Origin of the sequence: Nocardiopsis sp. NPDC057823 (genome assembly GCF_042797335.1) — a bacterium.
Lineage (GTDB): Bacteria > Actinomycetota > Actinomycetes > Streptosporangiales > Streptosporangiaceae > Nocardiopsis > Nocardiopsis changdeensis.
On record NZ_JBHVLR010000004.1, the window covers coordinates 100,557 to 118,408 of the forward strand.

18 protein-coding genes and 1 CRISPR repeat array are annotated in these 17,852 nt (G+C 75.0%); of the genes, 6 read left to right on the forward strand and 12 right to left on the reverse strand.

Going from position 1 to position 17,852, the window contains the following annotated elements; all coding sequences use genetic code 11:
• Positions 1–23 precede the first annotated feature (23 nt).
• Positions 24–551: direct repeats of the CRISPR family, unit length 29 nt; unit sequence GGGACCATCCCCGCGTGCGCGGGGAGCAC.
• 610 nt (positions 552–1,161) lie between these two features.
• Both ACFVNO_RS09190 and ACFVNO_RS09195 read right to left on the reverse strand, forming a co-directional pair.
• A complete protein-coding gene (locus ACFVNO_RS09190; RefSeq protein WP_378890973.1) occupies positions 1,162–1,821 on the reverse strand; it encodes a response regulator in 660 nt (219 codons plus the stop codon).
• Positions 1,818–2,972, reverse strand: coding sequence for a sensor histidine kinase (locus ACFVNO_RS09195; protein ID WP_378890977.1), 1,155 nt, complete (start codon positions 2,970–2,972; stop codon positions 1,818–1,820). The genes ACFVNO_RS09190 and ACFVNO_RS09195 overlap by 4 nt, the downstream gene beginning before the upstream one ends.
• A 158-nt stretch (positions 2,973–3,130) precedes the next feature.
• Between ACFVNO_RS09195 and ACFVNO_RS09200 the strand changes: the two genes are divergently transcribed.
• Entirely contained in the window at positions 3,131–4,045 is a 915-nt protein-coding gene (locus tag ACFVNO_RS09200; RefSeq protein WP_378890980.1) for an alpha/beta fold hydrolase, read from the forward strand.
• Positions 4,046–4,184: 139 nt separating this feature from the next.
• On the forward strand, positions 4,185–4,955 hold the full coding sequence (locus ACFVNO_RS09205) for a FadR/GntR family transcriptional regulator (protein WP_220563008.1): 771 nt from the start codon (positions 4,185–4,187) through the stop codon (positions 4,953–4,955).
• Positions 4,956–5,027: 72 nt separating this feature from the next.
• Here the strand turns inward: ACFVNO_RS09205 and ACFVNO_RS09210 are convergent, their stop codons facing one another.
• Both ACFVNO_RS09210 and ACFVNO_RS09215 read right to left on the reverse strand, forming a co-directional pair.
• The gene (locus ACFVNO_RS09210; RefSeq protein ID WP_378890985.1) at positions 5,028–5,729 is read right to left on the reverse strand and encodes an exonuclease domain-containing protein; all 702 of its coding nucleotides are present in this window, start codon (positions 5,727–5,729) and stop codon (positions 5,028–5,030) included.
• A 27-nt stretch (positions 5,730–5,756) separates the two neighbouring features.
• Entirely contained in the window at positions 5,757–6,959 is a 1,203-nt protein-coding gene (locus ACFVNO_RS09215; RefSeq protein ID WP_355258037.1) for an MFS transporter, read from the reverse strand.
• A 137-nt stretch (positions 6,960–7,096) separates the two neighbouring features.
• Between ACFVNO_RS09215 and ACFVNO_RS09220 the strand changes: the two genes are divergently transcribed.
• Together ACFVNO_RS09220 and ACFVNO_RS09225 are read left to right on the forward strand one after the other, a co-directional pair.
• The gene (locus ACFVNO_RS09220; protein ID WP_355258741.1) at positions 7,097–7,552 is read left to right on the forward strand and encodes a MarR family transcriptional regulator; all 456 of its coding nucleotides are present in this window, start codon (positions 7,097–7,099) and stop codon (positions 7,550–7,552) included.
• Positions 7,553–7,632: 80 nt separating this feature from the next.
• A complete protein-coding gene (locus tag ACFVNO_RS09225) occupies positions 7,633–8,157 on the forward strand; it encodes an LURP-one-related family protein (RefSeq protein ID WP_355258040.1) in 525 nt (174 codons plus the stop codon).
• A 45-nt stretch (positions 8,158–8,202) separates the two neighbouring features.
• On the opposite strand, the gene ACFVNO_RS09230 is transcribed toward ACFVNO_RS09225, so the two are convergent.
• The 3 genes from ACFVNO_RS09230 to ACFVNO_RS09240 form a co-directional block, all read right to left on the reverse strand.
• Positions 8,203–8,703: a hypothetical protein gene (locus tag ACFVNO_RS09230; protein ID WP_355258043.1), complete on the reverse strand. Its 501-nt coding sequence runs from the start codon at positions 8,701–8,703 to the stop codon at positions 8,203–8,205.
• Positions 8,704–8,835: 132 nt separating this feature from the next.
• Positions 8,836–9,486 (reverse strand): response regulator transcription factor, encoded by a 651-nt coding sequence (locus ACFVNO_RS09235; RefSeq protein WP_355258046.1) that lies wholly within the window; start codon positions 9,484–9,486, stop codon positions 8,836–8,838.
• Positions 9,474–10,679, reverse strand: coding sequence for a histidine kinase (locus tag ACFVNO_RS09240; RefSeq protein WP_355258049.1), 1,206 nt, complete (start codon positions 10,677–10,679; stop codon positions 9,474–9,476). The genes ACFVNO_RS09235 and ACFVNO_RS09240 overlap by 13 nt, the downstream gene beginning before the upstream one ends.
• A gap of 135 nt (positions 10,680–10,814) precedes the next feature.
• Between ACFVNO_RS09240 and ACFVNO_RS09245 the strand changes: the two genes are divergently transcribed.
• Positions 10,815–11,354: a DinB family protein gene (locus ACFVNO_RS09245; RefSeq protein ID WP_355258052.1), complete on the forward strand. Its 540-nt coding sequence runs from the start codon at positions 10,815–10,817 to the stop codon at positions 11,352–11,354.
• 39 nt (positions 11,355–11,393) lie between these two features.
• Here the strand turns inward: ACFVNO_RS09245 and ACFVNO_RS09250 are convergent, their stop codons facing one another.
• The 4 genes from ACFVNO_RS09250 to ACFVNO_RS09265 form a co-directional block, all read right to left on the reverse strand.
• Complete coding sequence (locus tag ACFVNO_RS09250) at positions 11,394–12,287, reverse strand: bile acid:sodium symporter family protein (protein WP_378890992.1); 894 nt, start codon at positions 12,285–12,287, stop codon at positions 11,394–11,396.
• A 220-nt stretch (positions 12,288–12,507) separates the two neighbouring features.
• Positions 12,508–13,041 carry an ATP-binding protein gene (locus tag ACFVNO_RS09255; RefSeq protein ID WP_220563017.1) on the reverse strand — a complete coding sequence of 178 codons (534 nt, stop codon included), beginning with the start codon at positions 13,039–13,041 and terminating at the stop codon, positions 12,508–12,510.
• 244 nt (positions 13,042–13,285) lie between these two features.
• Positions 13,286–14,812: a glycerol-3-phosphate dehydrogenase/oxidase gene (locus ACFVNO_RS09260; RefSeq protein WP_378890997.1), complete on the reverse strand. Its 1,527-nt coding sequence runs from the start codon at positions 14,810–14,812 to the stop codon at positions 13,286–13,288.
• A 46-nt stretch (positions 14,813–14,858) separates the two neighbouring features.
• Positions 14,859–15,446, reverse strand: coding sequence for a TetR/AcrR family transcriptional regulator (locus ACFVNO_RS09265; RefSeq protein ID WP_220563019.1), 588 nt, complete (start codon positions 15,444–15,446; stop codon positions 14,859–14,861).
• 17 nt (positions 15,447–15,463) lie between these two features.
• Here ACFVNO_RS09265 and ACFVNO_RS09270 point away from each other — a divergent pair, with 17 nt between their 5' ends.
• Positions 15,464–17,080 (forward strand): FAD-binding oxidoreductase, encoded by a 1,617-nt coding sequence (locus ACFVNO_RS09270; protein WP_378891001.1) that lies wholly within the window; start codon positions 15,464–15,466, stop codon positions 17,078–17,080.
• 54 nt (positions 17,081–17,134) lie between these two features.
• Here the strand turns inward: ACFVNO_RS09270 and ACFVNO_RS09275 are convergent, their stop codons facing one another.
• Positions 17,135–17,761: a hypothetical protein gene (locus tag ACFVNO_RS09275; protein WP_378891004.1), complete on the reverse strand. Its 627-nt coding sequence runs from the start codon at positions 17,759–17,761 to the stop codon at positions 17,135–17,137.
• Between the last annotated feature and the right edge of the window lie 91 nt (positions 17,762–17,852).

Sequence of the window (17,852 nt, forward strand, 5' to 3'; positions counted from 1 at the left end):
GCGAAGCGCGACACCTCACGAGAGGGACTACCCCCGCACGCGCGGGGAGCGCTTGATCCGGGCGTCCTTGGCCTCGGTGGGCCGGGGACCATCCCCGCGTGCGCGGGGAGCACCCGCAGGAAGCCGGGCGGCCTCCGCCACGCGGGGGACCATCCCCGCGTGCGCGGGGAGCACACCGGGCTGTTCATCGCTTTCGGGGCGGCCTTGGGACCATCCCCGCGTGCGCGGGGAGCACTGGTCGCCGTCCCCGACGTGGACCGGGCCCGAGGGACCATCCCCGCGTGCGCGGGGAGCACCGCGTGCGTAGCCGCGCAGGCTCGAGCCCCGCCGCATGAACTTGGGACCATCCCCGCGTGCGCGGGGAGCACTCCAAGGTGAGTCCGGAGACGTATCCCTCCCAGGGACCATCCCCGCGTGCGCGGGGAGCACTTCGCGGACCTGGACGCCCTCACCGGCGGCGGGGGACCATCCCCGCGTGCGCGGGGAGCACGAGGGGTCTAGTTCCTAGGGGCTGTGACCCTAGGGACCATCCCCGCGTGCGCGGGGAGCACAGTCAACGACCTGCAAAGATTCCACCGGAAACCAGCCAAATTTATGACTTCTCGAGAAACGGACATTCAACCCATACAGACGAGCGCTGCCCACCGATGCCTCACAAGGCTACTCAGGAGGGGACTGAACCGGTAGCCACTGCTTCAGGCAAACGGCAGCGGAGGCTGAAGCGGAGCCTGCGGAGGCTGGCGGAGGCTGAGGACGGAACTCAGCCTCCGCAGCATTCGAGCAGGTGAGCGGTGCCGGTGGCGGCATTGCGGAGGCTGCGGAGGCTGGTTCTTCTTACTCTCTAAAAAGGCGAGGTACAGCAGGCGCCCACCCCCACTGGCTAGCCATGGAGGGGCGAACGCTCCGCCGGGGAGCGGGCCTTCGAGGGGGCTCCGTGGGCAGGCCCTGGTCGGGTGGTGGACAGAGGGAGCGCCTGCGACGGTGTTCAGGCAGGTCAGCGCGATTCAGCCCTACGGCCTCCGGAGCCGTGTGCGCAGGTTCGAATCCTGCAGGGGGCACAGTGCGACGGGCAGCGGAAACGCCGCCCCGACCAGGCGAGAAGGCGTCCTTCGGGACGCCTTTCGTGTTCCAGGGCACCGGGTCCTTCCACGGCACCCGGTCTCACGACACCAGGCCGTGGCGGTAGGCGTAGACCACGGCCTGGACGCGGTCGCGCAGGCCGAGTTTGGCCAGGATGCGCGAGACGAACGTCTTCACGGTCTCCTGGCTGATGAACAGCGCGGCGGCGATCTCGCCGTTGGACAGGCCCTCCGCGAGCAGGTGCAGGACCTCCAGCTCGCGGGGCGTCAGCGGGGAGTCGGCCGGGTCGGTGCGGGAGGGCCTGATGCGCTCGGCGTACTCGCCCACCAGGCGGCGGGTGACGTCGGGGTCCAGCAGGGCCGCGCCGGAGGCCACCGTCCGGATCCCGTGCAGCAGCCGTTCCGGCGGCGCGTCCTTGAGCAGGAAGCCGCTGGCACCCGCGCGCAGCGCCTCGTAGACGTACTCGTCGAGGTTGAACGTCGTGACCACGAGGACCTTGACGGGGTGCTCCACCCCGGCGCCGGCCAGCCGGCGGGTGGCCTCGATGCCGTCGAGCACGGGCATGCGCACGTCCATCACCACGACGTCGGGGCGCAGCCGTCCGGCGAGTTCGACCGCGGTCGCGCCGTCCGCGCACTCGCCGACGACCTCCAGGTCGGGCTGGGCGTCGACGATCGTGGCCAGCCCGGTGCGGATCAGCACCTGGTCGTCGCAGACCAGGACCCGGATCGGCGCGCTCATTCCCGGCCGCCCGCCGGTGCGGGCGCGGGGATGCGCGCGTGGACGGCGAAGCCCCCGTCCCGCCGGGGCCCGGCGGCGAAGTCGCCGCCCAGGTCCTCCACGCGTTCGCGCAGCCCGGCCAGGCCGCGCCCGCCGCCGGGTGCGGCGGGGGCGGACCGGGAGCGGTCGGTGCCGACGTCCACGGTGATCTCCTCGGGGCGGTGGCGGACGCGGACGGTGGTGCGGCTGCCGTGCGCGTGCTTGAGGGCGTTGGTCAGGGCCTCCTGGACGACGCGGTGCGCGACGAGGCCGGCGCCGCCGTGCGGGGCGTCCCGCGCGCCCTCCTCGGTGAACTCCACCGGCTGCCCGGCCCGGCGGGTCCGCTCCACCAGGGGGAGCAGCCCCTCGCCGGAAGGGGGACCCGTGTGTCCGGGGTCGATCACGTCGAGCAGGCGGCGCAGGTCGCCGATGGCCTGCCGGCCGGTGCCGGCGACCGCGGCCAGGGCCCCGTCGAGCCTTTCGGGCGCCGCGGCCAGGTGGCGGGCCGCCTCGGTCTGCACGACCATCGCGGTCACGTGGTGGGTCACGACGTCGTGGAGTTCGCGGGCGATGCGGGCGCGCTCGGCGGCGCGGGTGTCCTCGGCGACCCGGCGGCGGCGCTCGGCCTCGGCGGCGCGGGTGGAGCGCAGCCACGCCCCGATCCCCCAGGAGAGGGCCAGCGCCGCGTAGAACATCGCCCACTCGGCCAGGGGCTCGCCCGTCCCGACCCGCGTCAGGGCGACCGCCAGCACCGCGAAGGCCGCCGTGCCCGCCAGCAGGGTGGTGCGCCGGTACCGGTCGAGGTGGGCGCCGGCGCTGATCAGCGCGAGGGGCAGCGCGGTGCCCGCCACCAGGTGGTAGCCGAGCAGCTGGTCGAGGGCGAAGCCGCACGCCACCAGGGCCAGGGCCGGGGCGGGCCACCGCCGCCGCCCGGCCAGGGGCAGGCACTGGAGGGCGGCCACGGCCAGGCCCAGGGCGTCGAGGGGGCGGTCCGGAACGCCGCCGACCTGGGTTCCGTGGTGGTGCAGTGCCGGGAGGAGGGAGGCGGCCAGGAGCAGCAGGCCCAGGGGGAGGTCCCGGAGGGTGACGTCGAGTCGCCGCCACAGGAGGAGGGGGTGCCGGAGTCTGGTCACCGGTGCAGTGTAGTGGCGCTGTGACGCAACGCCCCGGGCCGCGTCCCCCGTGCGAGCTACGCGCAGGTGCCCTCTGAGCGGTGATGACCGGCGGGCCGCCGGATCCGTAGCGTGTCGGCTGTTCGTCCGCCGTACCGTTCCCTTCCCCGGAGGCCACCGTGTCCCGTATCGTCCGCGCCACCGCCCTGACCGCACTGTGCTGCCTCGGCCTCACCGGCTGCGGGGTGGCGTCCGACGTGGAGGAGGGGCTGGGCGAGGTGCGGGAGGACCTGGAGTCCGCCGCGGACGAGGTGATGACCGACGGGGAGCTGTTCACCGGTTCGAAGACGCTCACCGTCGACGGGGGCTCCGTGCACGTCTCCTGCTCGGGCGCCCCGGCGGCCGGCCGGCCGGTCATCGTCCTGATGGCCGGGATGGGAGACGGGCTGGACACCATGGCCGACCTGCAACGGACCCTGGCCGAGGACGACCGGGTCTGCTCCTACGACCGCTTCGGCGAGGGCGAGAGCGACCCGCCGAGCGGCCCCCAGACCATCGCCGACAGCGGGGAGACCCTGACCGCCGTCCTCGACGACGTCTCCCCCGACGCCCCGGCCGTCCTGGTCGGGCACTCCCTGGGCGGGCTGATCGCCGCCCGCTACGCCCCGGACCACCCGGAGCGGGTCGGGGGCCTGGTGCTGCTGGACGCCACGTCGCCGACGATGCTCGACGACATCACCGGCGTGATCCCCGAGTCCGCCACCGGCGAGGGCGCCGAGGTGCGCGCCCAGAACATCGCGGTGTTCGAGGGGGAGAACCCGGAGAGCCTCGTGATCGAGAGCGATCCGCTGGTCCGCTCGGCCGGGGACGTCCCGGTGGAGGTGGTCCGGCACGGGGTCCCCTACCTCGGCGAGATCGCCGAGTACGGCGACGAGCTGGAGCGCGTGTGGGCCGAGGGGCAGGAGAAGTGGCTGGAGCTCTCCGGGCAGAGCCGGCTGACCACCGCGTCCGAGAGCGGCCACTACATCCACGTCGACCAGCCCGGGGTCGCCGTCGAGGCCGTGCGGAGCGTCGTCGAGCGGGCCGCCGGCTGAGGTCCGCCGCGCGTCGCACGGCGGGGTGCCGGGCGCTCCGCGCCTCGGGTGCGGGGTCTCCCGGAGGGCCGCGGCGGGGGTTCGGCCCATAGGATGACGGCACCGCGACGCGACGAGGGGAAAGCGGAGGGCCGCCGGGGTGAACGAGGCGAGTACGGGCGATGCGCCCCGGGCGGAACCGGCCTGGCGGCCGGTCCCCCGCAGCCGGGCCTACGAGCTCGTGGTCGACCGCATCGAGGAGCAGATCGTCAGCGGCGCTCTCCGGGTCGGCGACCACCTGCCCCCCGAGCGCGAGCTCGCCTCCTGGCTGGAGGTCAGCCGCGCCGCCGTGCGCGAGGCGATCCGGACCCTGGAGGCGCACGGGGTGGTCAGTTCCTCGGTCGGCTCCGGCAAGGGGGCGGGCACCGTGGTCACCGCGATGACCAGCGGCGCGCTCACCCGGATGCTGCGGCTGCACGTGGCGCTGACGAGCTTCCCGATGGTCGACGTCATCGAGGCGCGGGTGATGCTCGAACGCACCAGTGCCGCGCTGGCCGCGCGGGAGGCCTCCGCCGAGGACCTCGCTCTGATGCGCTCCCTGGTGGACGCCATGGACGACCCGGCGCTCGGCCGTGAGGAGTTCAACGAGTTCGACACCCGCTTCCACGTGGCGATCGCCGAGGCGGCCGGGAACCGGCTGGTCGCGGACATGACCATCGCCATCCGCGAGTCGATGAAGCAGCGGGTGCTGGAGGGCTTCCGGGGCGCCGCCGACTGGCCGGCCACGTCGGAGGTGCTGCGCGGCCACCACCGGGGGGTCATGGAGGCCGTCGAGGCGCGTCGGGGCGAGCTGGCGGCGGACCTGGTGGAGGAGCACATCCGCTACGCGTTCGCGCACCTTCCGGGGTTCCGGTCCGGCGGCGACCGGTAGGGACGGCGGCCTTCGGGGGCGGCCCCCGGCCCGCCGGCACCCCGGCCTGCCCCCCGGTCGGCCCGCGGCCGGTCAGCCCTCCGCCAGGGGCCAGCTCCCGTCGATGACCGCCTCCGGGTCGCGTCCGCGCCTCAGGTAGGCCTGGAAGGACGCGGCCTGCTCGGCCTTCCAGGCCGCCTGGGCGGCGTGCAGGGCGTCCAGGTCCAGGGACGCGAGCTCCTCGTGGGTCGCGCCCAGCCGCCAGGCCAGCCGCGCCGCGGCCAGCGCGTCGGCGGCGGCCCCGTGCGCCTGGCTCTCGTCCAGGGGCACCCCGTGGTGGGCGCACACGTCGGTGAGCTTGCGGCCGCCCCGCCGGTAGGGGTCGGTGTGCTTGTCGAGCACCAGGGGGTCGATCACCCGCAGTTCCCGGAGGAACCCCGAGGACAGGCCGTGGCGCTCCAGCTCCGCGGACAGCAGCCCGAGGTCGTAGGGCGCGTTGTAGACGACCACCGGCAGCCCGTCGGCGGCGACCTTCTCCAGCGCGGCGGCGATCTCGGTGACCGCCTCCACCGCGGGCCGCCCGTTCTGGCGGGCGTGCTCCGTGGTGATGCCGTGGATGGCGGTCGCCTCCTCGGGGATCTCCACACCCGGGTCGGCCAGCCAGGACAGCTTCTCCTTGGTGCCGGCGGCCGGGTCGATGCGCCACAGGGCGGCGGTGACGATCCGGTCGGTGGCGAGGTCGAGTCCGGTCGACTCGAAGTCCAGCGCGGCCATGGGGCGGGTGTGCCAGCTCATGTGGGCCCTTCCGTTCGGGGTGCAGTCCTATCGTGCCCCCTCGCGGTGACGTTCGGTGTCCGACTCCGCCGACGGGCGGGCGTGTTCTCCGCCGGGCAGCCGGGTGGCGGCGACCATGGCGGCGAGGCCGGCCAGGGTGATGAGCGCTCCGGTCCACAGCGGGGAGGTGTACCCGAACCCGGCGGCCAGGCCCAGTCCTCCGGCCCACGCGCCCAGCGCGTTGCCGACGTTGAACGCGGCGATGTTGGCGCCCGAGGCGAGCGTGGGCGCGGCCGAGGCGAACCCCATGACGCGCGACTGGAGCCCGGGGACGGTGGCGAACCCGAGGGCTCCCATGAGCAGCAGCGCGGCCACGGCCGCCCAGGGGACGTGCGCGACCAGTGCGAACACGGCGAGGACCGCGGTGAGGGCGGCGAGCAGCCCGACCAGGGTGCGGCCCGGGTCGCGGTCGGCGGCCCGGCCGCCCAGCAGGTTGCCGGCGAACAGCCCGGCACCGAACAGCACGAGCAGCCAGGGCACCGCCCCGGAGGAGAACCCGCTGACCTCGGTGAGCGTGAACGCGATGTAGGTGAAGCCGCCGAACATGCCGCCGAAGCCGAGCACGGTGACCGCGAGGGACAGCCACACCTGGAGGCTGCGGAAGGCGGAGAACTCCGAGCGCAGCCCGCCGGGGCCGGACTCCTCGCGCACGGCGGGCACCAGGGCGAGGATGCCGACGAAGGCGACGACGCCGATGGCGGTGATGGCCCAGAAGGTGGCGCGCCACCCGGCGGCCTGGCCGAGGAAGGTGCCGAAGGGGACGCCCAGGACGTTCGCGGTGGTCAGCCCGGCGAACATGATCGAGATCGCGGCGGCCCCGCGGCCGGGCGGGACGATGCGGGAGGCGAGCACCGCGCCGATGCCGAAGAACGCGCCGTGGCACAGGGCGGCGATGACGCGGCCGAGCATCATGACGCCGTAGTCGGCGGCCAGGGCGGAGACGGCGTTGCCCGCGATGAACAGGACCATGAGCAGCAGCAGGGCGCGTTTGCGGTCGACCCGGTGGAGCAGCGCCGTCAGGCCGACGCCGCCGACCGCGACGGCCAGGGCGTAGCCGGAGATGAGGTACCCGGCGACCGCGGGGGTGACGCCGAAGTCGGCGCCGACCTCGGGCAGCAGGCCCATGATGACGAATTCGGTGAGGCCGATGCCGAAGCCCCCGAGGGCGAGGGCGTAGAGCGCGAGCGGCATGAGGAGTGCTCCCCGGAGGTACTCGGAGACAAGGAACGTTGCGCATGCACTAGTTGCAGGCGCAACTAAAATAGTTGCACGCGCTCTCTACCTGCGCAAGCTGGTATCCTGTGGCCTCTGACACCGGGAGGCTGCACATGGGCATCGCCGACGACGCCGTCGAGATCCGGGCCCACGGCTGGCGGACCCTCGCCGCCGTGCACTCCCTCATCGAGAACGCCCTGGAGCGCGCCCTCCAGGAGGAGCACGGGCTCTCCGTGGTCGAGTACACCGTCCTGGACGCCCTCGACCGGCAGGACGGCTGGCACATGCGGATGCGCCAGCTGGCCCGCGCCGCCGCCCTCTCCAACAGCGCCACCACCCGGCTGGTCACCCGACTGGAGGACCGCGGGCTGCTCACGCGCGTGCTGTGCGCGGACGACCGCCGGGGCATCTACACCGAGCTCACCCCGGCCGGGAAGCGGCTGCTGGAGCACGCCCGGCCCACCCACGACCGGGTGCTGCGCGAGGCGCTCGCCGAGGCCGGGGCCACCCCCGAGCTGGCCCCCCTGGTGGCCGCGCTGCGCGAGCTGGAGCCCCGCCCGGCCCGCTGACCCGCGGCCCGCCTGGACCGCCGTCCACAGGGCCGCCCCCGCCCCTGGTGCGCCGCGTCGCGGCCCTCTAGGTTGGGGGCATGAAATTCCTGGTACGCGAACGTTTCTTCGACATCGGCGACGACTTCTGGGTGACCACGGAGGACGGCGAGAAGGTCTACCACATCGACGGCAAGGCCCTGCGCATCCGCACCACGTTCCACCTGGAGGACACCGACGGCAACGTCCTCACCACCATCCGCCGCAAGCTCTTCAAGGTGCGCGACCAGATGCGCATCGAGCGCGACGGCGAGACCGTGGCCACCGTGCGCGAGCGCCTCTTCGACCCGCTCAAGGAGAAGCTCGTGGTGGAGATCGAGGGCGGCCCGGAGTGGGAGGTGACCGGCGACTTCCCGGGCAAGGAGTACGTGGTCTCCGACGAGCACGGCACCATCGCGCACATCTCCCGCAAGCTGCTGCGCATCCGCGACACCTACGCGGTGGACGTCAACACCCACCGCTCCGACCTCGGCGGCGACCCGGTGCTGGCGCTCAGCGTCGCGGTGGCGGTGGACGCCCTCACCGCCGACAAGGACGAGGACGGGCAGGACGCCCCGGCCGAGTGACGCCCCGGCCCCGGCGCACACCCCCGCCCCCGGTGTGCCCGGCGGTCAGTCCCCGACGGACACGACCAGGCCGCGCTCCCAGGGGAGGTAGGGCTCCCGGCGGCTGCGCAGCACCGGGCGCGGGAGGCCGCCCTCCACGGCGCAGCGGGAGATCTCGCGCGCGGCCATGGCGCCGGCCACCCGGAAGGCCCTCGGGGTGGAGTCCTCCGCGTGCCAGCGGGCGTCGACCAGCCGGACCAGGGCGGCCAGCGGGGGCGGCCCCTCGTCGGGACCGTACTCCTCGGCCTCCTCGGCGGTCAGGGGCGTCCAGGCCTGCCGCGCGCCCTCGGCGAAGGCGCGGGCCAGCTCCGGGGGCATCCGCTCGCCGCGCGGGCCGCGCGGCGGCACCGCGGCGTCGAACACGAAGCCGTCGGGGGCCCCGGCGGGCAGCGGCTCGGCCTCCGCCCAGGCCGCGGCGAAGTGGCCGCCCCCGCAGGTGTATCGGATGCTGCGCACGTAGACGCCGGCGACGGTGCGCGTCAGGGGTATGCGGTTCCGGGAGGGCACTCGACCCCTCCTTCCGGCGCGTGGGACGACTCGGATGCAGTCCTGATTCCCACTGAAAGGACCGAAGATACCCCGCCTTCCCCCTCCTTTCGCCCTCACGGGCCGAAGCCGGTCACCGGGGTCCGGAAGCGGTCACCGCCGCCCTCCGTCGAGGTAGGCGAGCACCGCGCGGACCCGCCGGTGCCCGGGGTCGGCGGGGGCCAGTCCGAGCTTGGCGAAGATATTGCCGATGTGCTTGTGCACGGCGTTGTCCCCGACCACGAGCCGTGCGGCGATCTCCCGGTTGTCCGCGCCCTCGGCCATCAGCGCCAGCACCTCGCGCTCGCGCCGGGTGAGCGTCTCCAGCGGGTCGCCGTCGCGGCGGACCAGCAGCTGGGCCACCACCTCCGGGTCCATCACGGTGCCGCCGCCCGCCACCCGGTGCAGGGCGTCCACGAACTCCCCGACCCGGCCCACCCGGTCCTTGAGCAGGTACCCCACCCCGCCGCGGCCGTCGGCCAGCAGCTCGCCCGCGTACCGGCGCTCCACGTACTGCGACAGCACGAGCACCGCCAGGTCCCGGTGGCGCTCCCGCAGGGCGATCGCGGCCCGCAGCCCCTCGTCGCGGAAGTCCGGCGGCAGGCGCACGTCCACCAGGGCCAGCCCGGGCCGGTGCCGGTCCACGGCGGCCGTCAGGGCCTCGGCGTCGCCCGCCACCTCGACCACCTCGAAGCCCTTGGCGGTCAGCAGGGCCTCCAGCCCGGCCGACAGCAGCACGTTGTCCTCGGCGATCACGATCCGCACGGCAGCTCCACGCGGACCACCGTCGGGCCGCCCGCCGGGCTCGACACCCGCACGGTCCCGTCCAGGGCCGCCACCCGGTGGCGGATGCCCCGCACGCCCGTCCCGCGCTCCTCGTCCACCCCGCCGGGGCCGTCGTCGGCCACCCGCAGGCGCAGCACGTCCCCCTCCCGGGACAGGGACACGTCGACCGCGGTCGGCGAGCCGTGGCGGACGGCGTTGGTCACCGCCTCGGTGACCACGAAGTAGGCGGCGGTCTCCACGGCCGCCGGCAGGCGCCCCGGGTCGGCGGCGTCCAGGCGCACCGGGACGGAGGTGCGCCCGGCCAGGGAGTCCAGGGCCCCGACCAGGCCGCGGTCGGCCAGCACCGGCGGGTGGATGCCGCGGATCAGCTCGCGCAGCTCGGTCATCGCCTCCTCGGTGCCCTCGTGGGCCCGTTCGATGATCGCGACGGCCTCGGGGTGCCCGGCCAGCGCCTCCTTGGCCACGCCCAGCTGCATGGCGATGGCCACCAGGCGGGCCTGGGTGCCGTCGTGCAGGTCGCGCTCGATGCGGCGCAGCTCGGCCCCGTGGGAGTCGACCACGTCGGCGCGGGTGCGGCTCAGCTCGTCGACCCGGGCGGCGAGCAGCTCGGCGCGGGACGGGGTCAGCCGGGCCAGGGTGAGCCGGGCGTGGACCCGGGCGGCGGGGACCAGGGCCCAGCGCAGCAGGACGAGTCCGCCGACGAGCTGCCCCGCGGTGGCGCACGCGGCCGTGACCGGGTCGTTCACCGTCAGCCACAGGAACGTCGTCTCGCCGGGCAGGGCCCACCAGAACGGGAACTGCAGCGAGGCGGGCGGCATCAGTACGGCGGTCAGGCCCAGCAGGCCGAAGGGCAGCCCGAGCAGGGGGGCGACCGGCAGCCAGCGGCCCAGTCTCAGGGTGGAGGGGGCCCGCAGGAGCCTGCGCGGGCGCGTCTCCGGTGCGGGCGCCTCCGGCACGGGGGCGCCCAGCAGCAGGGCGGCGCGCGCCCGGTGCCACCGGGCCCACCCGTCCACCGTCCGCACCCACAGGGGCAGCAGGCCCAGCCGCCCGATCGGGGCGGTCAGCGCCGCGACCGCGGTCAGCGGCAGCATGACCAGTGACACCAGGGCCGCACCCAGTGTCACGACCAGGTACCCGGCCGCCCTCCCGACCGCCGCCCACGTCGCGCCCATCCGCCGTCCTCCTTCGCCCGCACCGTCGTTCACCCGACAGTCTGGGGCATGCGGAGCGCACCGGACACTACAGCGTGCACCCGGAAACGGCCGTCGGCGGGCCGGAGTGTCCCCGTCCCGCGGGATGCTGGCGGCATGGAGCACATCCCGCCGGAGAACCTGTCACAGCCCATGTCCGCCGACCGCCCTCCCCTGCCCTCGGCCGGCGACGAGAGGGAGGTGCTCACCGCCCACCTGGACTGGCACCGCGCCACCTTCGAGGCCAAGTGCGCGGGGCTCACCGCCGGGCAGCTGTCGCTGCGGGCGGTCCCGCCCTCCACGCTGTCCCTGCACGGGCTGCTCCGCCATCTGGCGGGGGTGGAGCGGTGGTGGTTCCGGATCCGCTTCGCGGGCGAGGACCTGCCGCTGCTGTACTACTCCGACGACGACCCCGACCAGGACTTCGACGACCTGGCGGGCGACCCGGCACAGGCGCTGGCCCGGTGGCGGGAGGAGGTCGCGCACGCCCGGCGGATCACCGCGGGCTCCCCGCTGGACGCGCTGGGGGCCGACGCCGACCGGGGCGGCCCCACCCAGCTGCGGGTGGGCCTGGTCAAGCTGATCGCGGAGTACGCCCGCCACAACGGGCACGCCGACCTGCTGCGCGAGCGCATCGACGGGTCGACCGGGTACTGAGGGCCCTTCCGGGGGCGGCCGGGCCGCCCCCGGTCCGGGTCAGGCGGACTCCTGTTCCGCCGCGGCGTCCTCGCGGGCCGCGCGCCGGGCGAGCAGGGCCCCGGTGGCGGCGGCGGTGAAGAACATCAGCACGCCGTAGACCGCCGAGGGGACGGCGATCTCGCTGCTGTCGAGCAGCGCCGGGCTGAGCGCGATGGCCAGGGACAGCGTGGTGTTGTGCAGGCCGATCTCCATGCAGGAGGCGATGGACTCGGGGCGGCCGGTGCCGACCAGGCGCGGGGCCCAGTAGCCGATGGTGAGGCTGGCGATGTTGAACAGCAGCACCAGCAGGCCCACCGCCACGATGTAGTCGCCGATGTTCTCCCGCTCCTGGTAGATGGCCACCGCCACGACGCCCAGCAGCACGAACACCGAGGCGATCTTGACCGGCTTCTCCAGGCTCCGCGCGACCGGCTCCGCCTTGGCCCGGACGAGCATGCCGATGCCGACGGGGACGAGGATGATCGCGAAGACCTGGAGGATCTTGTCGAACTGCAGGCCCAGGGTGTCGCCGCCGCTCATGAAGTAGGCCAGCGACAGGTTGGTGATCAGGGGCAGCGTGAACAGCGCGGTGAGGGAGTTGAGCGCTGTCAGCGAGATGTTGAGCGCGACGTTGCCGCGGAACAGGTGGCTGAACAGGCTCGCGGTGGTGCCGCCGGGCGAGGCGGCCAGCAGCATCATGCCGACCGCGAGGGCGGGCGGCGGGCTGAAGAGCAGCACGAGGCCGAAGCAGACCAGCGGCAGCAGGACGATCTGGCAGCCGAGGATGAGGGCGACGGTGCCGGGGATGCGGGCCAGCCGGGTGAAGTCGGGGACCGTCAGGCTCAGTCCCAGGCCCAGCATGATGATGGCGAGCGCGGCGGGGAGCGCGATCGTGGCGATGGTGGAGTCCAAGGGGGCCGGCTCCTCGTGGTCGGGCCGCCGGGGGTGCGGCTCGGTGGACGGGGGTCGCGGACCGCGTTCGGTGACGGTGCGGCGCAGCACCGGACGGACACCCGGATTCGCGCCTTCCGGTGAGATGCGTCACATCCGACCTACTGGCCGGTATGCTCCCACGCCGCCCTCGGACATGACAAGACCCCGGTCGGGGCCGGGGTCGGGTGCGCGGGCGGGGTCAGGCGGCGGGCCAGGAGCTGCCGGTCATGTCGTAGGCGAGGTGGAACCAGACCTTGCGGATGCTGGGATGGCCGTTGTCGCCCCAGGTGGTGGCGAAGCTGTCGACCAGTGCCAGGCCGCGGCCGTTCTCGGCGGTGAGCCGGTCGGCGGTGGGGGCCACCGGGGCCAGCGGGCCGTCGTGCGGGGTGCCGTTGTCGCGGCAGACCAGGGTCAGCCCGGTGGGGGTGCGCGTCACCCGCAGCACGAAGGTCTGGCCCTCCTCCCCCGACCTGCTGTGCTTGATCGCGTTGGTCGCCAGCTCCGTGCCCAGGAGCGCGAACAGGTAGCGGAAGTCGCTGTCGCGGGCGGCCGCGCAGGTGTCCAGGAAGGCGCGCGCCAGCGGGATGTTCGCGGCGCGGCCCGGGAACTCCCAGTGCCGTTTGACGAAGGGCACCGGGCGGCCGTTGAAGTAGTGCCGGTACTCGTCCGGGACCCCCGCCAGGACGGTGTCCTCGGCCTCGGCCAGGGCGGGCACGGAAACGAGTGAGGGCATGGCTGACTCCTTGGGCGGGCGGCTCAGTGGGCAGGCGAACCGTGAGAGGGGGCGGCTGCGGGAGCGTCCGGGGCACCGCGGGGGACGGGCGGCGCGGGACCGGTATGACCATACGCGATCCGGCCCCTGTGGGACAGGGGATGTCGGTGTGGCGCGTTCCTCTGCCGCCCTCCCGTGCCGCCCCGCGGGAGGGTGCCGCGGCCGGCCCGGCGCCCTCGCCGCCGGACCGGCCGTTCCCCCGGCCTCAGGCCCCGGCCGCAAGCGCCTCCTCGGCCGCCGGCCGCGCGGCCGCGCGGTCGGCGTCGACCAGCGCGATCCGGGTGCGCCGTTCCAGCAGGTCGTCCGCGTCCAGCGCGCCCTCGTGGCGCACCCCGAACCGCAGTTCGGCCCCGGTGATCCCGGCGGCGACCGGCTCCAGCAGGGCGGGGTCGCCCCCGGCCTCGGCCAGCACCGCGGGCGCCTCGGTCCCGTAGCGGGCGACCAGGCGGCGCGGCGCCTCCACGGCGTCCAGCTCCTCCCGGGGGGCGGCGCCGACCAGCGGCAGGGTCCGGGTCCGGCAGGGACCGGCGGGCAGCCGGTGCCGGGACACCGCGGCGTCCACGGCCTCCTGCGCCATCGCCCGGTAGGTGGTGAGCTTGCCGCCGACCACCGTGACCGCGCCGTTGGGGGCGACCGTCACCGAGTGCTCGCGGGACAGGTCGGCGCTGTCGGCGTCGCCGTGCAGCAGCGGGCGCAGCCCGGCGAACGCCCCCAGCACGTCCGACCGGCGGATCGGCGTCCGCAGCGCCCGGTTGGCCTGGCGCAGCAGGAAGTCCACGTCCTCCTCGGGGACCTCGGGCACGTGCGGGGCGGGGCCGTCGACGGCCTCGTCGGTCAGGCCCAGGAGGATCCGCCCGTCCGGCTGGGGCAGGGCGAAGACGAACCGGCCCGGGGCCCCCTCCACCGGAACGGTGAGCGCCACCCTGGGGTGCCCCAGGACTGCGCCGTCCAGCACCAGGTGGCTGCCCCGGCTGGGGCTGAGCCGGATTCCCGGGTCGAGCAGGTCGGCGTGGACCCCGGTGGCGTTGATGACGGCGCGCGGGCGCACCGGCAGCGGGCGGCCGGTCTCCTCGTCGCGCAGTACCGCGCCGTCGACCGTGACGGTCTCGGCCGAGCAGCGCGTGATGATCCGTGCGCCCAGCCCGGCGGCGGTGCGGGCCAGGGCCAGCACCAGGCGGGCGTCGTCGACGAGCTGGCCGTCGAAGGTCAGGACTCCGCCGAGCAGCCCCTCGGCCTCCACCCCGGGCAGGAGCCTGCGGGTGCGGGCGGCGTCCAGCAGCCGGGGGCGGGGCAGCACCGAGGCGGGGGTCCCGGCCAGGCGGCGCAGCACGTCGCCCATGCCCATCCCGGCCCGGGCCAGCAGCCCGCCGGGCAGCCCGCCCAGGTCCCGGTGGACGGGGACGACCATGGGCAGCGGGCGCACCAGGTGGGGGGCGGTGGTCCGCATGAGGAGGTCGCGTTCGCGGGCGCTCTCGTAGGCGATGCCGACCCGCCCCTTGGCGAGGTAGCGCAGGCCGCCGTGGACCAGCTTGGAGCTCCACCGGCTGGTGCCGAAGGCCAGGTCCCGGCGTTCGACGAGCACGGTGGACAGTCCCCGGGAGGCGGCGTCCAGGGCGGCGCCCGCGCCGGTCACCCCGCCGCCGACGACGAGGACGTCGATCCCCGCCCCGGCCTCCAGGGCGGCGAGGTCGGCGGACCGGCGGGCGGCGTTCAGGGAGGTGCTGCTGCTCATGGGAGAGCGGTCCTTTCCGGGGGATGTGGAACGGCGTGCGCGGGGGTCAGGGCGCCAGGTAGCCGTCGACGAGGGTGGCCAGCTCGTCGACGAGCGCCTCCTCGTCGAGGAGGTCGGCGAACAGGTGGCGCGAGGTCACGGTGTTCTGTGCGGTGACCATGACCAGGCGGGCCAGCACCGCCGGGTCCCCGGCGCGGACCGACCCCTCGGCCTGCCCCTGGGCGATCACGGGTTCGAGGATCTCCAGGGCGGCCCGGTGGCTCGTGCCCAGGCGCTGGAACGTGTAGGTGGTCATGAGCTCGGGCTCGGTGTCGACGATGCGGGTGAACAGCGGGTGGCGCAGCATCGCCCGGGCCACCCCGGCCGCGTGCAGCACCAGCCGGACCCGGACGCTCTCCTCGGCGAGGTCGTGCTCGGCGGCCATCTCCTCCTCCAGGAGGATCCGCCGCAGCTCCCGGGTGAGCAGGTCCGCGACCAGCGCGGTGACGTCGGGCCAGCGGCGGTAGACGGTCGGCCGGCTGACCCCGGCGCGACGGGCGACGTCGGTCAGCGTGGTGCGGCGCACCCCGAAGTCCACGACACAGGCGCGGGCCGCGTCGAGAATGCTGTCTTCAACGTTACGTTTTGACGCCATATGTAAAACTGTAGAGCATGGCTGACGACACCACACCCCGCACCGCCCCCGAGATGAGCTGGTTCGCCTGGGGGGACCCCGCCAGGGCCCGGGAGCTGGACCCCGGACTGCGCGACCTCATCGCCCAGGTGCTGCGCGCCCGGCTCGACGAGCGTCCCCCCGTCCCCGAGGAGGCGGTGGAGCTGGCGCCCTCCGCCCTCACCGAACGGGCCCGCGCCGCGCTGGCCGCGGTCGTGGGCGGGGAGCACGTCCGCACCGACGACGCGGCCCGGCTGCGCCACGCGGGCGGCAAGAGCACCCCCGACCTGCTGCTGCGCCGGTCGGGAGCGGCCGACCCCGCGCCCGACGCCGTGCTCTACCCCGCCGGCCACGACGAGGTGCAGAGGCTGCTGGAGGTCTGCTCCGCCGAGCGGATCGCCGTGGTGCCCTTCGGCGGCGGCACCAGCGTCGTCGGCGGGCTGACCCCGCTGCGCGGCCGCTTCGGCTCCGTCGTCGCCCTGGACCTGCGCCGCCTGGACCGGCTGGTCTCCCTGGACGCCACCTCGATGACCGCCGTCCTGGAGGCGGGCGTGCGCGGACCGGCGGCCGAGGAGCTGCTGGCCCGGCACGGGCTGATGCTCGGCCACCTGCCGCAGAGCCACGAGTACGCGACCATCGGCGGGTACGCCGCCACCCGCTCCAGCGGCCAGGCGTCCTCCGGGTACGGCCGGTTCGAGGACATGGTGGTGTCGCTGCGCGCGGCGACCCCGCGCGGCACCCTGGAGGCGGGCGGCGCCCCGGCGTCGGCGGCCGGGCCCGACCTGCGCCGGCTGCTGCTCGGCTCGGAGGGCACGCTGGGCGTGATCACGGAGGTCGGCGTACGGGTGCGCCCCCTCCCCGGAACGGTCCTGGACGAGGCGTGGTCGTTCCCCGACTTCGCCACGGGGGTGGACGCCCTGCGCGCCCTGGCCCAGTCCGACACCCGGCCCACCATGGCGCGGATCCTGGACGAGTCCGAGACGTTCGTGGGCGCCGCCCTGGGCGGGCACGAGGCGCGGCCGGGCTGCCAGGCCGTGCTCGGGTTCGAGGGCACCGCCGCCGAGGTGGCCGACCGCTCCGCGGCGGTGCGCGAGGTGCTGTCGCGGGCGGGCGGCACCCCGCTGGGCGCGGGGCCGGTGGCGCACTGGCGGGAGAACCGCTTCTCCTCCCCCTACCTGCGCGACACCCTGCTGTCGGCGGGCGTGCTCGCCGAGACCCTGGAGACCGCGGCGAGCTGGACCGACCTGCTGCCGCTGTACTCCGCCGTCACCGGCGCCCTGACCGCGGCGCTGGAGGGGGACGAGGGCGGGGTCGTGGTGATGTGCCACGTGTCGCACACCTACCCGACCGGGGCGTCCCTGTACTTCACGGTGGCGACGGCGGCGGGCGGGGACCCCCTGGCGCGCTGGGAGGGCGCCAAGCGCGCCGCCTCCGACGCGATCGTCGCGAACGGGGGGACCATCACCCACCACCACGCGGTGGGCACCGACCACCGGCCGTGGATGGCCGCGGAGATCGGCCCGCTGGGCGCGGAGGTGCTGCGGGCGGTCAAGGCGGCGCTGGACCCGGAGGGCGTGCTCAACCCGGGCAAGCTCATCCCGGACGCGCGGGACTGACCGGGCGCGGGTGCGCGGGGACCGCCCGCGCGCCCGCGCCCCGGCGGCGTTCCGTCACGCCCTCTCCGAGGTGCGCGAGAGCTGGCGGCGGAGCTGCCCGGAGAAGTCCTCCATGAACTCCATCGCCTCGGCGTCGTCGACGTCCCCGGGGACGGTGTAGTGGACGTACACCTGCACGTTGACGTCCTGGAAGGCGGCGACCGCCGACCGGTCGCCGTCGTAGTCGTGGAGGGTCACGATCCCGCCGTCGCCCGCCGGGGTGCGCGCCCACTCCAGGACGTCCTCGTCGTCGCGGCCGCGGTCCAGGTCGCCGATCCGGTCCTCCATCTCCTGGACGGTGTCCTCGAAGTACTCCCGGGAGCGCTCGTGGTCGAACAGGGAGGCGTTGACGACCAGCCCCCACTCCTCGCCGTCGTCGGAGACGTAACAGCTCAGCTGGCCGATGTAGCCGGCCTCCTCCAGTTCGGCGTCGTCGGAGTACCACTCCTGCTCGTCCATGGTGACGAACTCGCCCTCGGCCCGGGCGCCGTCGGCGCCGGGGACGGTGTCGACCACCTGCGCGGGCAGCACGTCGCGGCAGGAGGCCAGCTCGGCGTAGGGGCGGCCGCCCGCCGACTCCCACACCGCGAAGCCCAGGAGTCCGGCCACCAGCACCCCCGCGACGGCGCCGGCCGCGATCACCACCCCCTTGCGGGAGCGGCGCGGCGGCGGTCCGGGGGGCGGCCCGCCGGGCGGGCCCGGGGGCGGTCCGCCGGGCGGGAGGCCGGGCGGG